General features: G+C 62.1%; 21 protein-coding genes and 1 tRNA gene. 18 read left to right on the top strand and 4 right to left on the bottom strand.

From position 1 onward, the window contains the following. Window positions 1–2: 2 nt before the first annotated feature. The 5 genes from CXK91_RS06720 to CXK91_RS06700 all read left to right on the top strand — a co-directional run bounded on the left by CXK91_RS06720 (window position 3) and on the right by CXK91_RS06700 (window position 3,419). Entirely contained in the window at window positions 3–806 is an 804-nt protein-coding gene (locus CXK91_RS06720) for an ABC transporter ATP-binding protein (RefSeq protein WP_103455403.1), read from the top strand. Continuing rightward, on the top strand, window positions 793–1,587 hold the full coding sequence (locus CXK91_RS06715) for an ABC transporter permease (protein WP_103455402.1): 795 nt from the start codon (window positions 793–795) through the stop codon (window positions 1,585–1,587). Before CXK91_RS06720 ends, CXK91_RS06715 begins: the two co-directional genes overlap by 14 nt. Window positions 1,588–1,623: 36 nt before the next feature. Then, the gene (locus tag CXK91_RS06710) at window positions 1,624–2,094 is read left to right on the top strand and encodes a nucleoside deaminase (protein ID WP_103455401.1); all 471 of its coding nucleotides are present in this window, start codon (window positions 1,624–1,626) and stop codon (window positions 2,092–2,094) included. 121 nt (window positions 2,095–2,215) lie between these two features. Beyond that, a complete protein-coding gene (locus CXK91_RS06705) occupies window positions 2,216–2,953 on the top strand; it encodes an SDR family oxidoreductase (RefSeq protein WP_103455400.1) in 738 nt (245 codons plus the stop codon). A 10-nt stretch (window positions 2,954–2,963) separates the two neighbouring features. Further along, complete coding sequence (locus CXK91_RS06700; protein WP_103455399.1) at window positions 2,964–3,419, top strand: carboxymuconolactone decarboxylase family protein; 456 nt, start codon at window positions 2,964–2,966, stop codon at window positions 3,417–3,419. A gap of 1 nt (window position 3,420) precedes the next feature. On the opposite strand, the gene CXK91_RS06695 is transcribed toward CXK91_RS06700, so the two are convergent. Further along, the gene (locus CXK91_RS06695) at window positions 3,421–4,341 is read right to left on the bottom strand and encodes an AraC family transcriptional regulator (protein ID WP_103455398.1); all 921 of its coding nucleotides are present in this window, start codon (window positions 4,339–4,341) and stop codon (window positions 3,421–3,423) included. Window positions 4,342–4,590: 249 nt separating this feature from the next. Here CXK91_RS06695 and CXK91_RS06690 point away from each other — a divergent pair, with 249 nt between their 5' ends. The 3 genes from CXK91_RS06690 (at window position 4,591) to CXK91_RS06680 (ending at window position 8,258) form a co-directional block, all read left to right on the top strand. Further along, window positions 4,591–6,147 carry an ABC transporter ATP-binding protein gene (locus CXK91_RS06690; RefSeq protein ID WP_103455397.1) on the top strand — a complete coding sequence of 519 codons (1,557 nt, stop codon included), beginning with the start codon at window positions 4,591–4,593 and terminating at the stop codon, window positions 6,145–6,147. A 12-nt stretch (window positions 6,148–6,159) separates the two neighbouring features. Then, window positions 6,160–7,266 carry an ABC transporter permease gene (locus CXK91_RS06685; protein WP_103455396.1) on the top strand — a complete coding sequence of 369 codons (1,107 nt, stop codon included), beginning with the start codon at window positions 6,160–6,162 and terminating at the stop codon, window positions 7,264–7,266. 65 nt (window positions 7,267–7,331) lie between these two features. Beyond that, on the top strand, window positions 7,332–8,258 hold the full coding sequence (locus CXK91_RS06680) for an ABC transporter permease (protein ID WP_103455395.1): 927 nt from the start codon (window positions 7,332–7,334) through the stop codon (window positions 8,256–8,258). A 948-nt stretch (window positions 8,259–9,206) separates the two neighbouring features. On the opposite strand, the gene CXK91_RS06670 is transcribed toward CXK91_RS06680, so the two are convergent. Then, entirely contained in the window at window positions 9,207–9,932 is a 726-nt protein-coding gene (locus CXK91_RS06670) for an SIMPL domain-containing protein (RefSeq protein ID WP_103455537.1), read from the bottom strand. 465 nt (window positions 9,933–10,397) lie between these two features. Here CXK91_RS06670 and CXK91_RS06665 point away from each other — a divergent pair, with 465 nt between their 5' ends. The 5 genes from CXK91_RS06665 to CXK91_RS06645 are packed head-to-tail and all read left to right on the top strand — an operon-like array spanning window position 10,398 to window position 14,503. Next, on the top strand, window positions 10,398–10,577 hold the full coding sequence (locus CXK91_RS06665) for a periplasmic nitrate reductase, NapE protein (RefSeq protein ID WP_103455394.1): 180 nt from the start codon (window positions 10,398–10,400) through the stop codon (window positions 10,575–10,577). A 60-nt stretch (window positions 10,578–10,637) separates the two neighbouring features. Further along, a complete protein-coding gene (locus tag CXK91_RS06660; RefSeq protein ID WP_103455393.1) occupies window positions 10,638–10,892 on the top strand; it encodes a chaperone NapD in 255 nt (84 codons plus the stop codon). Next, on the top strand, window positions 10,892–13,396 hold the full coding sequence (gene napA / locus CXK91_RS06655) for a nitrate reductase catalytic subunit NapA (RefSeq protein ID WP_103455392.1): 2,505 nt from the start codon (window positions 10,892–10,894) through the stop codon (window positions 13,394–13,396). The genes CXK91_RS06660 and napA overlap by 1 nt, the downstream gene beginning before the upstream one ends. Window positions 13,397–13,407: 11 nt before the next feature. Then, window positions 13,408–13,896: a nitrate reductase cytochrome c-type subunit gene (locus CXK91_RS06650; protein WP_103455391.1), complete on the top strand. Its 489-nt coding sequence runs from the start codon at window positions 13,408–13,410 to the stop codon at window positions 13,894–13,896. Between the two features lie 10 nt (window positions 13,897–13,906). Further along, on the top strand, window positions 13,907–14,503 hold the full coding sequence (locus CXK91_RS06645) for a cytochrome c3 family protein (protein WP_103455390.1): 597 nt from the start codon (window positions 13,907–13,909) through the stop codon (window positions 14,501–14,503). 125 nt (window positions 14,504–14,628) lie between these two features. Here the strand turns inward: CXK91_RS06645 and dcd are convergent, their stop codons facing one another. After that, window positions 14,629–15,195 (bottom strand): dCTP deaminase, encoded by a 567-nt coding sequence (gene dcd, locus CXK91_RS06640; protein ID WP_003282213.1) that lies wholly within the window; start codon window positions 15,193–15,195, stop codon window positions 14,629–14,631. A 329-nt stretch (window positions 15,196–15,524) separates the two neighbouring features. On the opposite strand from dcd, the gene CXK91_RS06635 reads away from it, so the two are divergent. Further along, complete coding sequence (locus tag CXK91_RS06635) at window positions 15,525–15,734, top strand: cold-shock protein (protein ID WP_003282211.1); 210 nt, start codon at window positions 15,525–15,527, stop codon at window positions 15,732–15,734. Window positions 15,735–15,836: 102 nt separating this feature from the next. On the opposite strand, the gene apbC is transcribed toward CXK91_RS06635, so the two are convergent. Then, on the bottom strand, window positions 15,837–16,931 hold the full coding sequence (gene apbC, locus CXK91_RS06630; protein WP_103455389.1) for an iron-sulfur cluster carrier protein ApbC: 1,095 nt from the start codon (window positions 16,929–16,931) through the stop codon (window positions 15,837–15,839). 180 nt (window positions 16,932–17,111) lie between these two features. Here apbC and metG point away from each other — a divergent pair, with 180 nt between their 5' ends. From metG to CXK91_RS06610, 4 genes are all read left to right on the top strand, one after another. After that, window positions 17,112–19,157 carry a methionine--tRNA ligase gene (gene metG / locus CXK91_RS06625; RefSeq protein WP_103455388.1) on the top strand — a complete coding sequence of 682 codons (2,046 nt, stop codon included), beginning with the start codon at window positions 17,112–17,114 and terminating at the stop codon, window positions 19,155–19,157. Between the two features lie 63 nt (window positions 19,158–19,220). Then, entirely contained in the window at window positions 19,221–19,433 is a 213-nt protein-coding gene (locus CXK91_RS06620) for a cysteine-rich CWC family protein (protein ID WP_103455387.1), read from the top strand. Further along, window positions 19,423–20,115: a pseudouridine synthase gene (locus CXK91_RS06615; protein ID WP_103455536.1), complete on the top strand. Its 693-nt coding sequence runs from the start codon at window positions 19,423–19,425 to the stop codon at window positions 20,113–20,115. The genes CXK91_RS06620 and CXK91_RS06615 overlap by 11 nt, the downstream gene beginning before the upstream one ends. Window positions 20,116–20,195: 80 nt before the next feature. Beyond that, window positions 20,196–20,269 (top strand) — tRNA-Gly (locus CXK91_RS06610). The last annotated feature ends 57 nt before the right edge of the window (window positions 20,270–20,326 follow it).

Genomic DNA, 20,326 nt, shown 5'->3' with positions numbered 1-20,326 from the left:
CCATGAATGCCGCCGCCCCGCCCGCCACTCCGCGCCCAAACATCAGCTTCGACCGAGTCAGCCAGGTCTTCACCTCCTCCGATGGCAGCGAGGTGGTGGCGCTGGACAGCGCCAGTTTCGATATCGGCCGTCACGAGTTCATCGCGGTGCTCGGCCCCTCGGGCTGCGGAAAGTCCACGCTGCTGCGCATCCTCGCCGGGCTGGTACGGCCAACTCACGGCCAGGTCAGCATTTACGGCAGCCCGGTGGACGGCCCGCGTGACGAGATCGGCATCGTCTTCCAGCGACCGACCCTGCTGCCCTGGCTGAACATTCGCGACAACCTGACCTTCCCCATGCGCCATAAGTACGGTCGCGTCACCGCGCAGGAAATCACCCGCGGCGAGGAGTTGCTGGAACTGGTGGGGCTCGAGGACTTCGGTAACAAGCGTCCGGACGAACTCTCCGGCGGCATGCAGCAGCGCGCGGCGATTGCCCGGGCGCTGCTGCATGACCCGGAAATCCTGCTGATGGACGAGCCGTTCTCGGCCCTCGACGCCCTGACCCGCGACGAGCTGAGTCTGGAGCTGCTGAACATCTGGACCCAGCGCCCGAAGACGGTGCTGTTCATCACCCACTCGATTCCCGAAGCGCTGCTGCTGGCCGACCGCATCCTGGTGATGTCGGCGCGCCCCGGCCGTGTGCAGGAAATCATCGATGTCGACCTGCCGCGCCCGCGGTCCATGGAAACCCTCACGGAGCCGCGTTTCAATGAGCTCGCCAACCATATCCGCCGCAAAGTCTTCTCGCGCCATGACGCCCATTAAGCCCAAGGCACTGCGCCTGAAGGCGCAGGCCGACCGCTTCGCGCCCTGGCTCGCCCTGCTCGTTCTGCTGCTGGTCTGGGAAGCGGCCTGTCGCCTGCTCAAGCTGCCGAGCTTCGTGCTGCCCTCACCCAGCGCCATCTTCGCCGCAACGCAAAAGGTCGGTCTCGGCACGTGGGCCGAGCATATTTTCGCCACCCTGAGGGTGACGCTGATGGGTTACGGCCTGTCGATTCTGATCGGCATCCCGCTGGCCATCGCCCTGGCCTCTTCGCGAGTGATGTCGCGCACGCTGTATCCGCTACTGGTGATCGTGCAGTCCACGCCCATCGTCGCGGTAGCACCGATCATCGTGGTGGTGATGGGCGCTGGCGATCTGCCGCGGGTGTTCATCACCTTCCTCATCGCTTTTTTCCCCATCGTGGTGTCCTGCGTGACTGGCTTGCTGGCGACACCGGAGGAGCTGGTGGAGCTGTCGCGCTCGCTCGGCGCTTCCAAAGCCCGTGAGTACCGCAACATCCGTCTGCCCTATGCGATTCCGCACCTGTTCTCGGCGCTGCGCATTTCCATCACCCTGGCGGTGATCGGCGCGGTGGTGGCCGAGTTTGTCGCTGCGGAAAAAGGCCTGGGCTACTTCATCAACTTTTCCACCTCGATGTTCCAGGTGCCCCAGGCCTTCGCGGCGCTGATGATGCTGGTGGTAATCAGCCTGGTGCTGTTCCACCTGATCGGGCTGCTGCAGAAGGTCTTCTTTCCCTGGAGCCTGCCCAAGGGTGGGCATTGAAGCCCACCACCTCTTCATCTCAGTCTGGATAACGCCATGCCTCTCGACGATCTCGCCCTGCTGCGCAAAAGCTTCGACGTCGCCCGCCGCGCGCTGGAAAACGGCACCCATCCGTTCGGCGCCATCCTGGTCGGGCCGGACGGTGAAGTGCTGCTGGAACAGGGCAACGCCTACATGCCCGACCACGACATGACCGGCCACGCCGAGCGTGTGCTGATGACCCGAGCCTCGACCCGCTACACGCCGGAATTCCTCTCGCGCTGCACCATGTACACCTCCGCCGAACCCTGCGCCATGTGCGCCGGCGCCGCTTACTGGGTCGGGCTGGGTCGCGTGGTCTATGGCCTTTCCGAGCGCAGCCTGAAGGACATCACCGGCAACCATCCGGAGAACCCGACGCTGGACCTGCCTTGCCGCACCGTCTTCGAGGCCGGCCAGCGCAAGGTCGAGGTGCTCGGCCCGCTGCTGGAAGACGAGGCTGCCGCCCTGCACGAAGGTATCTGGTAAGCCCCGCCAGAATCAGGCAAGCGCCCGGCAGGATCGCCATAACACCGCAACCGTCCTCCATCGCAGTATTCGAACCACGGCGTCATCGACGTCGCCCGAATCAACCTGCGGAGGACAACCCATGTCGAACATCAACGGGAAAATCGTACTCATCACCGGCGCCAGCAGTGGCATCGGCGAAGCCACGGCGCGCCTGCTGGCGGCCCAAGGCGCAACGGTAGTGCTGGGCGCGCGACGCCTGGATCGGCTGGAAAAGCTTGTCGCCGAGATCGGCGAAAGCGGTGGCATTGCCGCCTGCCGTGCGCTGGACGTCACCAGCCGCGAGGACACCCAGGCCTTCATCGACTTCGCCGAACAGCGCTTCGGCCGCGTCGACGTGATCGTCAACAACGCCGGGGTGATGCCGCTTTCGCCGCTGGACGCGCTGAAGGTCGACGAGTGGAACCGCATGATCGACGTGAACATCCGCGGCGTGCTGCACGGAATCGCCGCCGGTCTACCGCTGATGCAGCGCCAGCGCGCCGGCCAGTTCGTCAACATCGCCTCCATCGGCGCCTACGCGGTGAGCCCGACCGCAGCGGTGTACTGCGCCACCAAGTATGCGGTGCGGGCCATCTCCGAAGGCCTGCGCCAGGAGGTCGGTGGCGATATCCGCGTGACTCTGGTTTCGCCCGGCGTCACCGAATCGGAACTGGCCGAGAGCATTTCCGACGACACCGCACGCTCGGCCATGGACGACTTCCGCCGCATCGCCATTCCGGCCGAAGCCATCGCCCGCGCCATCGCCTATGCCATCGACCAGCCGGCCGATGTCGATGTCAGCGAGCTGGTGGTGCGCCCCACCGCCAGCCCTTACTGAGGACGCCGCCATGACCCTTCGTACAGGCAACACACTGGCCGCGGCCTGCCTGGCCGTATTCGGATCACTGACCTTCGCCTCGCTGGAAGCCGCCGGCAACGAGCGGCATGAGCGTGGCATCGAGGTGATGGATCACCTGTCCGGCGGTGCCGGGCAACCGGTGCTTGAAGCGCTGCGCAAGGACTATCCGTTCCTCGCCGATGGCATCACCCAGTACGCATTGGGCGACGTCTGGGGGCGCAGTGGGCTGGATGATCGCACCCGTCAGCTGGCAGTGATCGCCGCCTTCGCCGCCCAGGGCAACCTGCAGTACATGAAGGTCCACGCCGGCTACGCATTGCGCCTGGGCGTCACCCGTGAGGAGCTGAAGGAGGTGGTGTACCTGACGACCGTCACCGCTGGCTTCCCACGCGCCATCGATGCCGCCCAGGCATTGCGCGAGGTGCCGGACCCAGCGTCGCGCTGAGTTAAGCCGTGCTGCGCAGTCGAGCCAAATCCTTCACCGGCGAGGCGCCGAACAGCCGGCTGTACTCGCGGCTGAACTGCGAGGGGCTTTCGTAGCCGACCCGGTAACCGGCGCTGGAAACGTCGAGCCCCTCGGCGATCAGCAGCCGCCGCGCCTCCTGCAGGCGCAGCTGCTTCTGGTACTGCAGCGGGCTCATCGCGGTGAGCGCCTTGAAACGATGATGCAGCGTCGAACTGCTGAGGTTGACCCGCTGCGCCAGTTCCTCGATGCGCAGCGGTTCGACGTAGTTGCGGTTCAGCCATTCGATGGCGCGGGTGACGCGATGGCCCTGGCTGTCGCGCACTGCGATCTCGTGCAGGTGGCGGCCCTGGCGACCGCAAAGCAGGCGGTAGAAGATCTCGCGCATGGCCAGCGGCGCCAGCACCGGAATGTCCTGCGGGCTGGCCAGCAACCGCACCAGACGCAGCGTGGCGTCGAGCAGCGGTGCATCGATGCGGTCCAGATAGACGCCACGCGCCGGCCCTTCGACGGGCTGGCCAAGCGGTCCGCTTTCGGCCACCAGGGTGGCGACCATCGCCGGGTCGATGTCCAGGCGGATGCACAGATACGGCTCGCCGGACGAGGCTTCCAGCACGCGACCGGCCACCGGCACGGTGACCGACACCACCAGATAGTGCAGCGCATCGTAGGTGTAAAGCTCGTCACCCAGCCGAACCTCTTTGCTGCCCTGCACGATGATGCACAGCGCCGGCTTGTGCAGCCCGTGCACCAGTTCGCTCGGCGCGCTGCAGCGGATCAGATAAAGGTCGTCGATGGCGGTGGGATGCATGCCGTCGTCAGCGACGATGCCGTCGATCAGTCGCGCCAGCGCGGCGCGCTGGGCAATCGTTTCCTCGGCGGAATGAAGGTCCATCTGGTTCATTGCAGGCAACCGTGGGAGCAGAAAGGAGAGTTAGCTTAGCAGCACGCCCGGCCTGCGGTCGCCACGCCCCACTGCAGTGCAGCGCAGTCACGGCGCCATAGCACGAAGCACCAAAGCGATGCACCGACTACCATCGTCCAGTGGCTAGCAGATGGCTCGACTCTCGCAGCCAGGGCGCACTTCAAATTCCTGACTGTCTGGCCAGCTTTTTGCTACACCCTGGTCATGAAAAATCCAGCGGACACCTCCATGCCCGAATCCCACACCGCACGCCTTCAGCTCCGCGGCATTACCAAGCAGTACCCAGGCTGCCTGGCCAACGACCGTATCGACCTTTCGATCCAGCCGGGCGAGATCCACGCCCTTCTCGGCGAGAACGGTGCCGGCAAAAGCACGCTGATGAAGATCATCTACGGCGTGACCCAGCCGGACGCCGGTGAAGTTCGCTGGCAAGGCGAGCGCGTGACGATGCGTGACCCATCCCAGGCCCGCGAGCGCGGCATCGGCATGGTGTTCCAGCATTTCTCGCTGTTCGAAACGCTTTCCGTGGCGGAGAACATCGCTCTCGCTCTGGGTGCCGAGGCCGGCACACCGAAGCAGCTGGAACCGAAGATCCGCGAGGTCTCGCTGCGCTACGGCATGCCGCTGGAGCCGCACCGGCTGGTGCACAGCCTGTCCATCGGCGAGCGCCAGCGGGTGGAAATCATCCGTTGCCTGATGCAGGACATCCGTCTGCTGATCCTCGACGAACCGACCTCGGTGCTCACCCCGCAGGAGGCCGACGAGCTGTTCGTCACCCTGCGCCGGCTGGCAGCCGAGGGCTGCAGCATCCTGTTCATCAGCCACAAGCTCAATGAAGTGCGCGCGCTGTGCCAGAGCGCCACGGTGCTGCGCGGCGGCCGGGTGTCCGGCGAATGCGTGCCCGCCGAATGCTCGGACCTGGAACTGGCGCGACTGATGGTCGGCGATGCCGAAGGGCTGGAAGCCGAATACCCGAAGAGCGAGGGCCGCGCGCCGTTCCTGCGGGTGGAGCGATTGTCTTGGCACAACGCCGATCCGTTCGGTGTTTCCCTTGAGGAGGTGGACCTGGAAGTGCGCGCCGGCGAGATCGTCGGCATCGCGGGAGTCGCCGGCAACGGCCAGGACGAACTGCTCGCCCTGCTCAGTGGCGAACAGCGATTGTCCGCCGGACAGGCCATGCGCATCCGCTTTCTCGGTGACGATGTCGCCCATCTGCGCCCCGACGCCCGCCGCCGGCATGGCATGGCTTTCGTGCCGGCCGAACGTCTCGGTCATGGCGCGGTGCCTAGCATGAGCCTGGCCGACAATGGTCTGCTCACCGCCTATCAGCAGACCGGCATGGTCGAGCAGGGCATGATCCGCCGTGGCAAGGTGCGAGCCTTCGCCGAGCATGTCATCCAGCGATTCGCCGTGAAGACGCCCGATGCACAAGCCCCGGCGGCGAGCCTGTCCGGCGGCAACCTGCAGAAATTCATCCTCGGTCGCGAAATCCTGCAACAGCCGAAGCTGTTGATCGCCGCGCACCCGACCTGGGGCGTGGACGTCGGCGCGGCAGCGGCGATCCACCGCGCGCTGATCGAACTGCGCGATGCCGGTGCGGCGATCCTGGTGATCTCCGAAGACCTCGAGGAGCTGTTCCAGATCAGCGACCGCATCGCTGCCCTGAGCGACGGCCGGCTGTCGCCACAGCGCGCCACCGCCAGCACCTGCCCGGTCGAAGTCGGCCGCTGGATGGCCGGCCAGTTCGATACCAGCGACACCCCTGTTTCCACCTCTGCCGCCTGACGAGAATCCATCATGCTGTTATCCCTGCAACCCCGCGGCGAGGCTTCACGGGCCATGCTCTGGTTCTCGCCATTGCTGGCGGCGCTGCTGACGCTGTTGAGCGGCGCCCTGCTATTCGCCCTGCTCGGCCACCCGCCGCTGGAAACCCTAAAGGTGCTGCTGATCGATCCGCTCGGCGACCTCTATGGCATCTCCGAATTGCTGGTCAAGGCATTGCCGATCCTGCTCTGCGCCCTCGGTCTGGCGGTGGTCTACAACGCGCGCATCTGGAACATCGGCGCCGAAGGTCAGCTGCTGATCGGCGCCCTGGCCGGCAGCGCCCTGGCGGTCAACATCATCGACTGGGACTCGCGCTGGGCATTGGCGCTGACCCTGCTGGCGGGCACCCTCGGCGGCGCCGCCTGGGCCGGGCTCTGCGCCTGGTTGAAAACGGCCTTCAACGCCAACGAAATTCTCACCAGCATCATGCTCAATTACATCGCACTGAACCTGTTGCTGTTCGCCGTGCACGGTCCGCTGAAGGACCCGGAAGGCTTCAACTTCCCCGAGTCGGCCATGTTCGGTGATGCCAGCCGGCTGCCCGAGCTGATCGAAGGCCTGCGCGTGCATGCCGGTTTCTACTTCGCCCTGCTGGCGCTGGTGGTGGTCTGGGTGCTGCTGCAGAAGAGCTTTCTCGGCTTCCAGATCAAGGTGCTCGGCCTGGACAAGCGCGCCGCCGGCTTCGTCGGTTTCCGCGACAAGAAGCTGGTATGGATCGCCCTGCTGATCAGCGGCGGCCTGGCCGGTCTGGCCGGTGTCGCCGAAGTCACCGGACCGATCGGTCAGCTGGTGCCGCAGGTGTCGCCGGGCTATGGCTACGCGGCGATTACCGTGGCCTTCCTCGGCCGCCTCAACCCCATAGGCATCGTCTTCGCCAGTCTGCTGATGGCGCTCCTCTATCTGGGCGGCGAGAACGCGCAGATGGCGGCCAACCTGCCGCAATCCATCACCCAGCTGTTCCAGGGCATGGTGCTGTTCTTCCTGCTCGCCTGCGACGTGCTGATCCTCTATCGCCCGCGACTGAGGCTGTGGGCGCGCAAGCCAGCACCGCTCAGCGCCAAAGAGGAGCCGGCTACATGATCGTCCGCACTCAACTCCACTCTTTTTCACCCACTGCTTGCCGCTTGAAGTTCGAGGCCTGACCAATGGACATGGATCTGCTGACTAATATCTTCTACGCCATGATCCGCACCGGCACCCCGCTACTGCTGGTCGCCCTCGGCGAGTTGGTGTGCGAGAAGAGCGGCGTACTCAACCTCGGTCAGGAGGGCATGATGCTGTTCGGCGCGGTGATCGGCTTCATCGTTGCCTTCGCCAGCGGCAACCTCTGGCTGGGCGTGCTGTTCGCCTGCCTGGCCGGCGTACTGCTGTCGCTGCTGTTCGCCATGGTGGCGCTGGGTTTCAACGCCAATCAGGTGGCCACCGGTCTGGCGCTGACCATCTTCGGCGTCGGCCTGTCGTCCTTTGTCGGCGCCAGCTGGGTCGGCAAGCCGCTGGCGGGCTTCGAGCCGATTGCCATTCCGCTGCTTAGCGACATCCCGGTGATCGGCCGCATGTTGTTCGCCCAGGACCTGCTGGTCTATCTATCCTTCGCACTGTTCGCGCTGGTCGCCTGGGTGCTGCTGAAAAGCCGCATCGGCCTGATCATCCAGGCAGTCGGCGAAAACCCCAACGCCGCCAGCGCCATGGGCCTGCCGGTGCTGCGCGTACGCACCCTGGCGGTTATGTTCGGTGGCGCCATGGCCGGCCTCGCGGGCGGCTACATGTCACTGGCCTACACGCCGATGTGGGCGGAAAACATGACCGCGGGCCGTGGCTGGATCGCCCTGGCTCTGGTGGTATTCGCCAGTTGGCGAGTCTCCCGCGTGCTGCTCGGCGCCTACCTGTTCGGCTTGGCCAGCATCCTCCATCTGGTGGCGCAGGGCCTGGGCCTGGCGATCCCCGGCAACCTGCTGGCGATGCTGCCATATGTGGCGACCATTCTGGTGCTGGTGCTGCTCTCGCGCGATGCGATCCGCACGCGGCTGTATGCGCCGGTGTCGCTGGGGCAGCCTTGGCAGCCGGGGCATTGATTTGTCGGGCCGGTTGGCCACGCGAAACTGAAGCGATTGGCGAGTAGGCTGAGAGCTTGGTTTCGCCCTGCTGGGCGAGTTCCTTTTGGCAATCGCCCCAAAAAGGAACCCAAAAAAGGTTCTTCGCATTTCATGGGGACAGGCTCCTTGACACCGGACTGGCAAGTTTGGGTGTTGCTGCCATTTGGTTTGGGCTTGCACATTGGTGATCAGGGCGCTTACCGAGTGTGCTGACACTTCTGGTTTCGCCCCCCGGCCAAGTCACTTGACTCGCTTCGCTCGCCCTTCGGGCCAGCCTGCGGCTGTTACTCCGCTACGCTCCGTATCTCGTTGCTCGCCGAGAAAGTAACCAAAGAAGAAGGGCACCTAGGCCTCCTGACGGGAACGGAGTCCGAGTTGCCTGGAAGATCGTTGATGCTTGCTTTGGCTTGGCTTTTTATTTCTGCACGAACCATCAGGCGACACCCAACGCCCCTTCAGGAGGGTGAGCGGAATCGTTGCGTAGGGGGTTGAGCCGCAGGGATGCGGCGAAAGGCTTAAAGGGCCATGGATGGCCCTTGTAAGCCGACCCCTGGAGCGGCGATGGAGCGAATGGACCCGGAGCGAAGCGCAGGGCCGGATGCAGGGGCAAGCGTTTTTGCTTACTTTTTTCGCGACTGAAAAAAGTGAGTCGCCCAGCAGGGCGAAACCAAGCATTCAAGCAGCTCGATAAACGCCAATGAAAACAAAACTTTCATTCAACACACCCAAACTTGCCAGTCCGGTGTCAATCCTTGCTTCCCCAAGAAAGCGCGATGAACCAAAAGTCTTGCCCCTGCCATCCGGGTCTCGCTACGAGACTTCCCTCATTCCATCGCTGCTCCGAGGGTCGCCGCGCAAGGGGACGCGAGGCAGGACGCCGAGCGAGAAACGAAGGCCGGCAACGACACCCAGCGCTCAGCCCGCTTCTCAATCCAACGTGTACTCAAACGTACTCACAACCCGCAGCCGTTTCCCCACGGTCCGTCCGCTGTCCATATCGCTGCCATCGTCATCGATCACCCGAATCACCCCCTGGTTGGCGTTCTTCAGGCGCCCCAGCGTGGCACCGGCATCATCGGCAAAACGGGTCGCCTGTTCACGGGCATTGCCGGTGGCAGCCTCCAGCAACTGCGGCTTGAGCTCATTAAACCCACGCAGCTGATAACGCGGTCCAGCAAAGCCGTTCATCTCGGTATCCAGCTGCACACCGGCCATGATCAGCGGATCGATGGCATTGGCCGCCTTGCCCACCGCATCGACGCGCTCGGACTTGACCAGCACCTGGCCCTGGCCGTTGAAGCGCAGCGCCACATCACGCGAGGCCCATTCGCGCGCCAGGAGATCCTGAACCTGCAACGGCCGCACCTCGAGTTCCTCATCGGTAAAGCCCTGCTCGCGGAGGAAGTCCAGTACCCGCTGGCGATCCTCGCTCAGCCCCTTCTGCACCTCGGCGAACTGATCGCCACCACGGCGAAAGCCCAGCGTCCAGACCGCGAAGTCGCTCTTCACGTCCATTTCCGCTAGTCCCTTGACCGTCACCGTGCGGTCGGCCATGCGAAAACGCTCCACGCCCTGCCCTACCGACCAGCCGGCAAACGCCACCGCAGCGGCAATCAATGCAGCCGGCAAAAAACCGATTCGTGCTGTAGTCACACGTTTCTCCATATATAGAAATGAGCGAATACGCATGCTACTCCAGCGCGAAGCGGTTGGAGCGCAATCTGCGTCGCAGTCTCAAAACTTGGCCATGCAGACAGCTACCGTCACACCATTTCCGGTTCAGAGGTCTTCACTATGAGAGCAATAGACGGTGAGAGGAGCCCCAGCAGCGACGCCCGATGACGTCGCTGGCCATCATTAGAAAACAATGCGCCACTGGCCTGATGGTCCACTGGGCGCGCGCGGACGTGTCAGAAAGGAAGTCATCCTATTCGGCGGGTAGTAGACGCTTGGGGCCGCCACGCAGGCTCATGAATACGAAGCGCGCAGCCGCGTCCTAGACGCTTTCGAGCCTGCCACCGGTCATCTGAATGCCCAAGGGCCTGCAAACAATCGAAACGAACGTTGCCGTATGCTTGTCTCCGACTAGACTCCCTATATGCCAGTCGGAGTAGAACAATGACAGTAACGCCGAATGACGCCCGCCCCACCGACACTTCGACAAAGCGCGACGAAACTCGCCTTTTCGTATTCCTGATCGTCTTTCTGTTTCCCATCCTTAGTGTGGTCCTGGTCAGCAGCTACGGCTTCATCGTCTGGATCGTTCAGATGATCTTCGGGCCGCCTGGGCCGGCGTAACACGCTTACTGCCGATCCATTCGGGCTCGCGCCCTGCTGCCAACGGAAACGGAATTACTAATGGAACACCCTCTGCATATCGCCAGCCTGCTGGTGCATTGCCGTCCCGAGTTGCTGACCGCAATCAAGGCCAACCTGCGCCTGCTGCCCGGCCTTGAACTGCATCAAGAAAACGCCAATGGCAAGGTGGTTGTGGTGCTGGAGGCCGAGCATGAGTCTCGGATCCTCTCTGCCATCAATCACATCCAACAATTGCCTGGCGTGCTTAATGCCGCGTTGATCTACCACGAAGAACTCCTCGAAGGAGACGCCTGATGAGCCTTACCCGACGTCAATTTGCCAAGGCCAACGCTGCGGCCATCGCCGCAACCGTGGCCGGCATGCCGATCGCTTCCACCGCGAGCAACCTGGTCACCGAAGCCGATGCCACCAACCTGAAATGGGACAAGGCCCCCTGCCGCTTCTGCGGCACCGGCTGCGGTGTCATGGTGGCCACCCGCGAGGGGCGCGTCGTAGCCACTCATGGTGACGTGAAGGCAGAGGTCAATCGCGGCATCAACTGCGTCAAGGGCTACTTCCTGTCGAAGATCATGTACGGCTCCGATCGCCTAACCCAGCCACTGCTACGTATGAAGGACGGCAAGTTCGACAAGCAGGGTGAGTTCCAGCCGGTCACCTGGGACCAAGCCTTCGACATCATGGAAGAAAAGTACAAGGCTGCCCTGAAACAAGGCGGCCCGGAAGCCATCGGTATGTTCGGCTCCGGCCAGTGGACGATCTGGGAAGGCTATGCAGCGAACAAGCTGATGAAGGCCGGCTTTCGCTCGAACAACATCGATCCCAATGCGCGCCATTGCATGGCATCGGCGGCGTTCGGCTTCATGCGCACCTTCGGCATGGACGAACCCATGGGCTGCTATGAGGACATCGAAGCGGCCGACGCTTTCGTGCTCTGGGGCTCGAACATGGCTGAGATGCACCCAGTGCTCTGGACCCGCGTGACGGATCGCCGCCTCAGCGCGCCGAACGTCAAAGTGGCGGTCATGTCGACCTTCGAGCATCGCAGCTTCGAGCTGGCCGACATCCCGATGATCTTCAATCCGCAGACCGACCTGGTCATCCTTAACTACATCGCCAACCACATCATCCAGAGCGGCGCGGTAAACAAGGACTTCATCGAGAAGCACACCAAGTTCGCTAAAGGCGCGACGAACATCGGCTACGGCCTTCGCCCAACGGACCCGCTGGAACTCAAAGCCGAGAATGCTGCGGTGGCCAACACCTGGACCGACATCAGCTTCGAGGATTACGCCGAGTTCCTGAAAACCTACACGCTGGAATACGCCACGAAGGAATCAGGCGTGCCGGCAGAACGACTGCAGGCGCTGGCCGAGCTCTATGCAGACCCGAAGGTCAAGGTCATGTCGTTCTGGACCATGGGCTTCAACCAGCACACCCGCGGTGTCTGGGCGAACAACATGATTTACAACATCCACCTGCTGACCGGAAAGATCAGCGAGCCGGGCAACAGCCCGTTTTCGCTCACCGGTCAGCCTTCGGCGTGCGGCACCGCGCGCGAGGTCGGTACTTTCTCCCATCGCCTGCCGGCGGACATGGCGGTTGCCAACCCGAAGCATCGCGCCATCGCGGAGAAGATCTGGAAGCTGCCGGAAGGCACCATCCAGGAAAAGCCCGGCTTCCATGCTGTGGAACAGAGCCGCAAACTCAAGGACGGCGTGCTGAAGGTCTACTGGACGCAGGTGACCAACAATATGCAGGCCGGCCCCAACATCATGCAGGAGATCCTGCCGGGGTGGCGCAATCCGGAAACGTTCATCATTGTCTCGGACGTCTACCCCACCGTTTCGGCCCAGGCCGCCGACCTCATCCTGCCCAGCGCCATGTGGGTGGAAAAGGAAGGCGCCTATGGCAATGCCGAGCGCCGTACCCAGTTCTGGCATCAATTGGTCAACGCGCCAGGGGAAGCGCGCTCCGACCTCTGGCAGTTGGTCGAGTTCTCCAAGCGTTTCAACGTCGACGAAGTATGGCCAGCCGAGTTGCTGAGCAAGTCACCGGAACTCAAGGGCAAAACCCTCTACGACGTACTGTTCAAAAACGGCCAGGTCGACAAGTTTCCCAGTGACGAGATCACGGAGGGCTACGCCAATCAGGAAGCCGAAGCCTTTGGGTTCTACCTGCAGAAAGGTCTGTTCGAGGAATACGCCGAATTCGGCCGCGGTCATGGACACGATCTGGCGCCCTTCGACATCTACCACGAAGCTCGCGGTTTGCGTTGGCCGGTGGTCGACGGCAAGGAAACCCAGTGGCGCTACCGTGAAGGCTATGACCCCTACGTCGAAGCCGGCAGCGAGGTGCAGTTTTACGGTTATGGCGACAAGAAGGCGATTATCTTCGCCCTGCCCTACGACGTGCCTGCCGAAGTACCGGATCAGGATTACCCCTTCTGGCTCAGCACCGGCCGGGTGCTCGAGCACTGGCACACCGGCAGCATGACCCAGCGCGTTGACGAGCTGCATCAGGCGGTTCCCGACGCGCTCGTTTACATGCACCCCGAGGACGCCCGCAAGCTAAACGCGCGCCGCGGCAGCGTGGTGAAGGTCATCAGTCGCCGTGGTGAGATGCAGGCACGGGTGGAAACACGGGGACGCAACAAGCCCCCGATGGGCCTGATCTTCGTGCCCTTCTTCGACGCCAACAAGCTGATCAACAAAGTAACCCTCGACGCTACCGACCCGATCTCCAAGCAGACCGATTACAAGAAATGCGCCGTGAAGATCGAAGTGGTCAGCATCGCCTGAGGAGAGCCGCCATGAAATTTCGCCTACTGCCGCTGACCCTGCTCGCGGTGTTCGGATTGGCTATCGCCGCCGAAACCAATTATCCCCTGGATGCGCCTGCCCCGGACGGTCGCCGTCCGGGCGGGACCATCACCCAGGAGTTCACTCCGCCGAAACTCCACGACGAGGAAAACAAGGACATCAGACGCGAGCGCAACTATCCGGAGCAACCGCCGACCATTCCGCACAGCATCCGTGGCTATCACGTCGACAAGAATGCCAACAAATGCCTGAGCTGCCATAGCAGGGCCAACAGCGCACGTGCGCAGGCCCCGATGATCAGCATCACCCACTACACCGATCGCGATCACCAGACCCTGGCCGCTGTCGCACCGCGTCGCTACTTCTGTACGCAGTGCCACGTGCCACAGCACGATGTGAAGCCGCTGGTGGAAAATCGCTTCAAGAACATCGACGAGCTGCTGTATCGGGAAACCTCACCATCCACTAACGGAAACTGAGGGGGCCTGAATGAATTCGATCAAGTCGTTTTTCAAACGCTATTGGGCCGTGCTGCGGCGGCCTAGCGTGCACTACAGCCTTGGTGCGCTAACCCTTGGCGGGTTTATCGCAGGCATCATCTTCTGGGGCGGATTCAACACTGCTCTGGAAGTGACCAACACCGAAGCCTTCTGCATTTCCTGTCACGAGATGGAAGACAACGTGTACATGGAAATCAAGGACACCATTCACTACAGCAACCGTTCCGGCGTGCGGGCAACCTGCCCCGATTGCCACGTGCCACATAAATGGACCGACAAGATCGCGCGCAAGATGCAGGCTTCCAAGGAGGTCTGGGGCACGATTTTCGGCACCATCAACACCCGTGAGAAATTTCTCGACAAGCGCCGAGAGCTGGCGGAACACGAGTGGGCACGGCTCAAGGCCAACGATTCACTCGAGTGCCGCAACTGCCATGATTTCGGCTACATGGATTTCACTCGACAGGGCAAGCGAGCGTCCGAGTTTCATTCCACTGCTCTGGCCAGCGGCGAGGCAACCTGTATCGATTGCCACAAAGGAATCGCGCACAAGCTGCCAGACATGAGGGGCGTACCAGGCTGGTAAATACGGGAGGCGCTCGCCCGGTCCGCCGGGCGAGCGCCATTGCATACGCCACCGAGCAGGCAGCTGCTCCATAAAAAAGCCCCGGCCATTGGCCAGGGCTTTCTCGTCTCAGGCGCTGATGATCTTCAGGCCTTGGGCAGCGTCACACCGCGCTGGCCCTGGTACTTGCCGCCGCGGTCGCGGTAGGACACCTCGCACTCCTCGTCGGACTCAAGGAACAGCATCTGCGCCACCCCCTCGTTGGCGTAGATCTTCGCTGGCAGCGTCGTAGTATTCGAAAACTCCAGCGTAACGTGGCCTTCCCATTCCGGTTCCAGCGGCGTGACGTTGACGATGATGCCGCAGCGCGCATAGGTGCTCTTACCCAAACAGATGGTCAGCACGTTGCGCGGAATGCGGAAATACTCGACGGTACGCGCCAGGGCAAAGGAGTTCGGCGGAATGATGCAAACGTCGCTCTTGATGTCGACGAAGCTCTTCTCGTCGAAGTTCTTCGGATCGACCGTCGCCGAATTGATATTGGTGAACACCTTGAATTCGTCCGCACAGCGCACATCGTACCCGTAGCTGGAGACACCGTAGGAAATCAGCCGGTCGCTACCCTCGTTGCGCACCTGGCGCTCGACAAAGGGCTCGATCATGCCGTGCTCCTGGGCCATGCGGCGAATCCACTTGTCCGATTTGATGCTCATGGCTGGCGTCCTGATTAGGTGAAATGGGCGGGTGAAGACGCGCATCTTACCGAGCCTCGTGCGCGTGTTAAAGCATGGCGGGTAGGTGCAGCGCAGAGCCTGCCACGCCCGGCGGCCACCGCTCGGCAAAGAAATCAAAAATAAAGCTCGCTTTGCTCCAGAAAAAAGGTATTGTTACTGGGCTGCTGCTGCATGTGTCACCGTGAATCGCTACATGTTTAGATTTCGATCCAAATATCGATACGACTCCTATCTCCTTGCACACAGTGATGTTCGGACCTTTTCAGTCCGCACTTTATTTTCAAAAACTTGGTTCAAGGAGACATCAAATGTCCAATCGCCAAACCGGTACCGTTAAGTGGTTCAACGATGAAAAAGGCTTCGGCTTCATCACTCCGCAATCCGGTGACGACCTCTTCGTACACTTCCGCGCCATCCAGGGCGACGGTTTCAAGAGCCTGAAAGAAGGCCAGCAAGTTTCCTTCGTCGCTACCCGCGGCCAGAAGGGCATGCAAGCTGAGGAAGTTCAGGTTATCTAACCTGAGTCTTCTCTGAAAAAGCCCCGCTTCGGCGGGGCTTTTTTATGCCTGCGATTTGCCGCCAAACACAGGCGGTGGCGCGTCGCGCCACCGCCGTCAGGCTCAGTCCTCGGAGATCACGATCTTCGGCATCGACTGCGCGATGATCTGCCCACTCTGGGCAATGCGCGCACCGACGGTACGCGCTATCTCTTGGTAAATCATCGCGATCTGGCTTTCCGGATCGGCAATCACAGTCGGCTTGCCCGCATCCGCCTGGCTACGGATCGCCATCGACAAAGGCAGCGATGCCAGCAGATCAACGTTGTACTGCGCCGCCAGCTTCTCACCGCCACCCTCGCCGAACAGATGCTCCGCATGGCCGCAATTGGAGCAGATATGGATAGCCATGTTCTCCACGACACCCAGCACCGGGATATTCACCTTGCGGAACATCTCAACGCCCTTCTTCGCATCGAGCAGCGCCAGATCCTGCGGCGTGGTCACGATCACCGCACCAGTCACAGGGACCTTCTGCGCCAGGGTCAGCTGAATGTCGCCAGTACCCGGCGGCATGTCCACGACCAGATAATCGAGATCGTTCCAGGCGGTCTGAGTAATCAGTTGCAATAGCGCACCGGAGACCATCGGTCCGCGCCAGACGATTGGAGTCTTGTCATCGGAAAGGAACGCCATGGACATGACCTGCACGCCATGGGCCTCAAGGGGAATGAACGCCTTGCCGTCGCGAATCTCCGGGCGAGTGCCCTCGGCAATGCCAAACATGATGCCCTGGCTCGGGCCATAGATATCTGCATCCAGCACGCCCACCCGCGCACCTTCGCGCGCCAGTGCCAAAGCGAGGTTCGCAGCCGTGGTGGACTTCCCGACACCACCCTTGCCGGATGCCACGGCGATTATATTCTTCACGTTGGCCAGAGCCGGCACCTGATCCTGCGCCTTGTGCGGACGCACGACGCAATCGACCTGGACATCGGCACGACTGACGCCCTCCAGCTGCTCGATCGCCATTGCCAACAGCTGCGCCCAGCCACTGCGAAACAGCGCGGCTGCATAGCCCAATTCCAGCTGCACACTGACCCGATCACCCTGTACCTCGATCGAACGTACGCAACCGGCGCTTACCGGATCCTGATTCAAATGGGGATCGGTGTACTGACGCAGAACGGTTTCCACAGCTTCGCGGGTGACGGACATGGTTACTCCTAGAAAGACCGAGCAAAACAGACAGGCATCTTACCCTGCCCGCTAGTTCCGAGCCCATCGATGACCGAGCGACGCGTAACGGAGCCGCGGGATGGGCAGCGCGGATGAAAAATACGCGCCGGACCTTTATAGTTGCAGACTTTCCTCCGCAATTCCGACTGCAGATTTCCCATGTCCGAAGCTCGCCAGATTCTCGTTACCAGCGCCCTGCCCTACGCCAACGGTTCGATCCACCTCGGCCACATGCTCGAGTACATCCAGACCGACATGTGGGTGCGCTTCCAGAAGCTGCGTGGCAACCAGTGCATCTACGTCTGCGCCGACGACGCTCACGGCTCGGCGATCATGCTGCGCGCGGAAAAGGAAGGCATCACCCCTGAACAGCTGATCGCCAACGTGCAGGCTGAACACAGCGGTGATTTCGCTGATTTCCTGGTGGAGTTCGACAACTTCTACTCCACCCACTCGGAAGAAAACCGCGCGCTGGCCGAGCTGATCTACACCCGCCTGCGCGACGCCGGCCACATCGCCACGCGCTCGGTCACCCAATATTTTGACCCTGAGAAAGGCATGTTCCTCGCCGACCGCTTCATCAAGGGCACCTGCCCAAAGTGCGCCGCCGAAGACCAGTACGGCGATAACTGCGAAAAATGCGGTGCCACCTACGAGCCGACCGAGCTGAAAGACCCGCGCTCGGCAATCTCCGGCGCGACGCCGGTGCTCAAGGACTCCAAGCACTTTTTCTTCAAGCTGCCGGACTTCGAGGCCATGCTCAAGCAATGGACCCGCGGCGGCGCGCTGCAGGAATCGGTAGCCAACAAGATCGCCGAATGGCTCGACGGCGGACTGCAGGAGTGGGACATCTCCCGTGACGCGCCTTATTTCGGCTTCGAGATCCCAGGCGAGCCAGGCAAATACTTCTACGTCTGGCTGGATGCGCCGATCGGCTACATGGCCAGCTTCGAGAACCTCTGCAAACGCCGCCCCGAGCTGAGTTTCGACACCTTCTGGAGTAAGGACTCGACTGCCGAGCTGTACCACTTCATCGGCAAGGACATTATCAACTTCCACACACTGTTCTGGCCGGCCATGCTGGAAGGCGCCGGCTTCCGCAAGCCGACCGCCGTCAACGTGCACGGCTACCTGACGGTGAACGGACAGAAAATGTCCAAGTCGCGCGGCACCTTCATCAAGGCGCGCACGTACCTCGATCACCTGAATCCGGAATACCTGCGCTACTACTACGCGTCCAAGCTGGGCCGCGGTGTGGACGACCTCGATCTGAACCTCGAAGACTTCGTGCAGAAGGTCAATTCCGACCTGGTTGGTAAAGTGGTCAACATCGCTAGTCGCTGTGCCGGTTTCATCCACAAGGGCAACACCGGCGTGATGGTCGACGCCAACCCCGAACCGGAGCTGTGGGCCGCCTTCCAGGCCGCCGCGCCTAGCGTTGCCGAGGCTTACGAAGCGCGCGACTTCGCCCGCGCCATGCGCGAAATCATGGCGCTCGCTGACCGTGCCAACGCCTGGATTGCCGACAAGGCGCCCTGGGCACTGAATAAGGTCGAAGGAAAGCAGGCCGAGGTGCAGGAAATCTGCGCCTTCGGCGTCAACCTGTTCCGCCAGCTGGTGATCTTCCTCAAGCCAGTACTGCCGAACCTTGCCGCCGCTGCTGAGCAGTTCCTCAATGTTGCCCCCCTGAGCTGGAACGACCACCAGGCGCTGCTGGCCAATCATCAGCTCAACGCCTTCACGCCGCTGCTGACCCGCATCGAGCCGGCGAAGATTGAAGCGATGATCGAAGCCTCCAAGGAAGATCTGGCCGCACAGTCCACCGAAGCCGCCCCGCCCGCAGGCAATGGGGAACTGATCAACGCGCCGATCGCCGCGGAAATCAACTTCGATGCGTTCGCCGCGGTCGATCTGCGTATTGCACTGATCGAAAAGGCCGAGTTCGTCGAAGGTGCCGACAAATTGCTGCGCCTGACCCTGGACATCGGCGATGCCAAGCGCAACGTGTTTTCCGGCATCAAGAGTGCCTACCCGGACCCGAGCAAACTGGAAGGTCGTCTGACTCTCTATGTCGCCAACCTGGCGCCGCGCAAGATGAAATTCGGCATGTCCGAAGGCATGGTCCTGGCGGCGGGCCCGGGCGGCAGCGAGATCTACCTGCTGAGCCCCGATAGCGGCGCCAAACCCGGCCAGCGCGTCATGTAAACCGGCTTTCGCGTGCCGGGCTCCCGACCGGCACGCACAAGCCCGACGCTTAACGGAAACGCCATGAGCGAGCCTGTAGAACCTTCACGCTGCCCGCTCTGTGGTCAGCTCAATCAGTGCGGCGAGTGCGACCCTGCCGCATCCCAACCCTGCTGGTGCTTCACGACACCCATTCCAGCGCGGGTAGTTGAACGTATTCCTGCCGGACTCCGGAACCAGGCATGCATCTGCCCACGCTGCGCCCGCGATGAATCCGCTGCCCCAGATGCGCCTTGATCGCTACCTTGCCAACCGCGCGCGCCTAAGCCGCCAGGATGCTCGCCACCTGCTGGCCGAAGGCCGCGTGCAGATAAATGGCGAAGCCAGCCGGATCATGGATCTTGAAATTCGCGTGTTCGATCGCATCGAACTGGACGGAGAGATGCTGCAAGCGGGGAAAGCGGCGCGCTACCTGATGCTGCATAAGCCGGCAGGCTGCGCCAGCGCTACCCAGGACGCGACACACCGAACCGTGCTCGACCTGATCGACGAGCCGGACCAGCAAGACCTGCACATCGCCGGCCGCCTCGATTTCAATACCACCGGCCTTATGTTGCTCACCAACGACGGTCAGTGGTCCCGCCGCCTGACCCAGCCTACCAGCCTGCTGGGCAAGGTCTATCTGGTCGAAACCGAAGACGAGATCGACCCGGCCTGCGTTGACGTTTTTGCCCAAGGCATGTATTTCCGCTTCGAAAACCTCACCACCCTGCCCGCCGAACTCGTACTGCTCGAACCCCGCCGCGCCCGTCTGACCCTGCACGAGGGCCGCTACCACCAGGTCAAGCGCATGTTCGGTCACTTCAACAACAAGGTCACCGCCCTGCATCGCGAAAGCATGGGTCCTCTGACGCTGGACCTAGCACTGGAACCCGGCCGGTATCGATCGCTGACCGAGCAGGAGATCGCTCAGATCTGAACCCTTTTCGCCTGCCCGCCAGAAAAACCCAATGCCGCCCTTCATTTCGCCCAAGCCTTCTGGTAAAAAGGCACCCCTGAGCGGGCGTCGTATAATGGCATTACCTGAGCTTCCCAAGCTCATGACGAGGGTTCGATTCCCTTCGCCCGCTCCACTGCATCATTCTGCGGACTTCCGCAGAAGTCCAAGAGAGTCTGCAAGTCGTTGCCAC

The organism is Stutzerimonas stutzeri, assembly GCF_002909485.1.
Taxonomy (GTDB): domain Bacteria; phylum Pseudomonadota; class Gammaproteobacteria; order Pseudomonadales; family Pseudomonadaceae; genus Stutzerimonas; species Stutzerimonas stutzeri_AH.
Note: the sequence above shows the minus strand (reverse complement) of the source record. Positions and strands in the feature narration are given on the sequence as shown.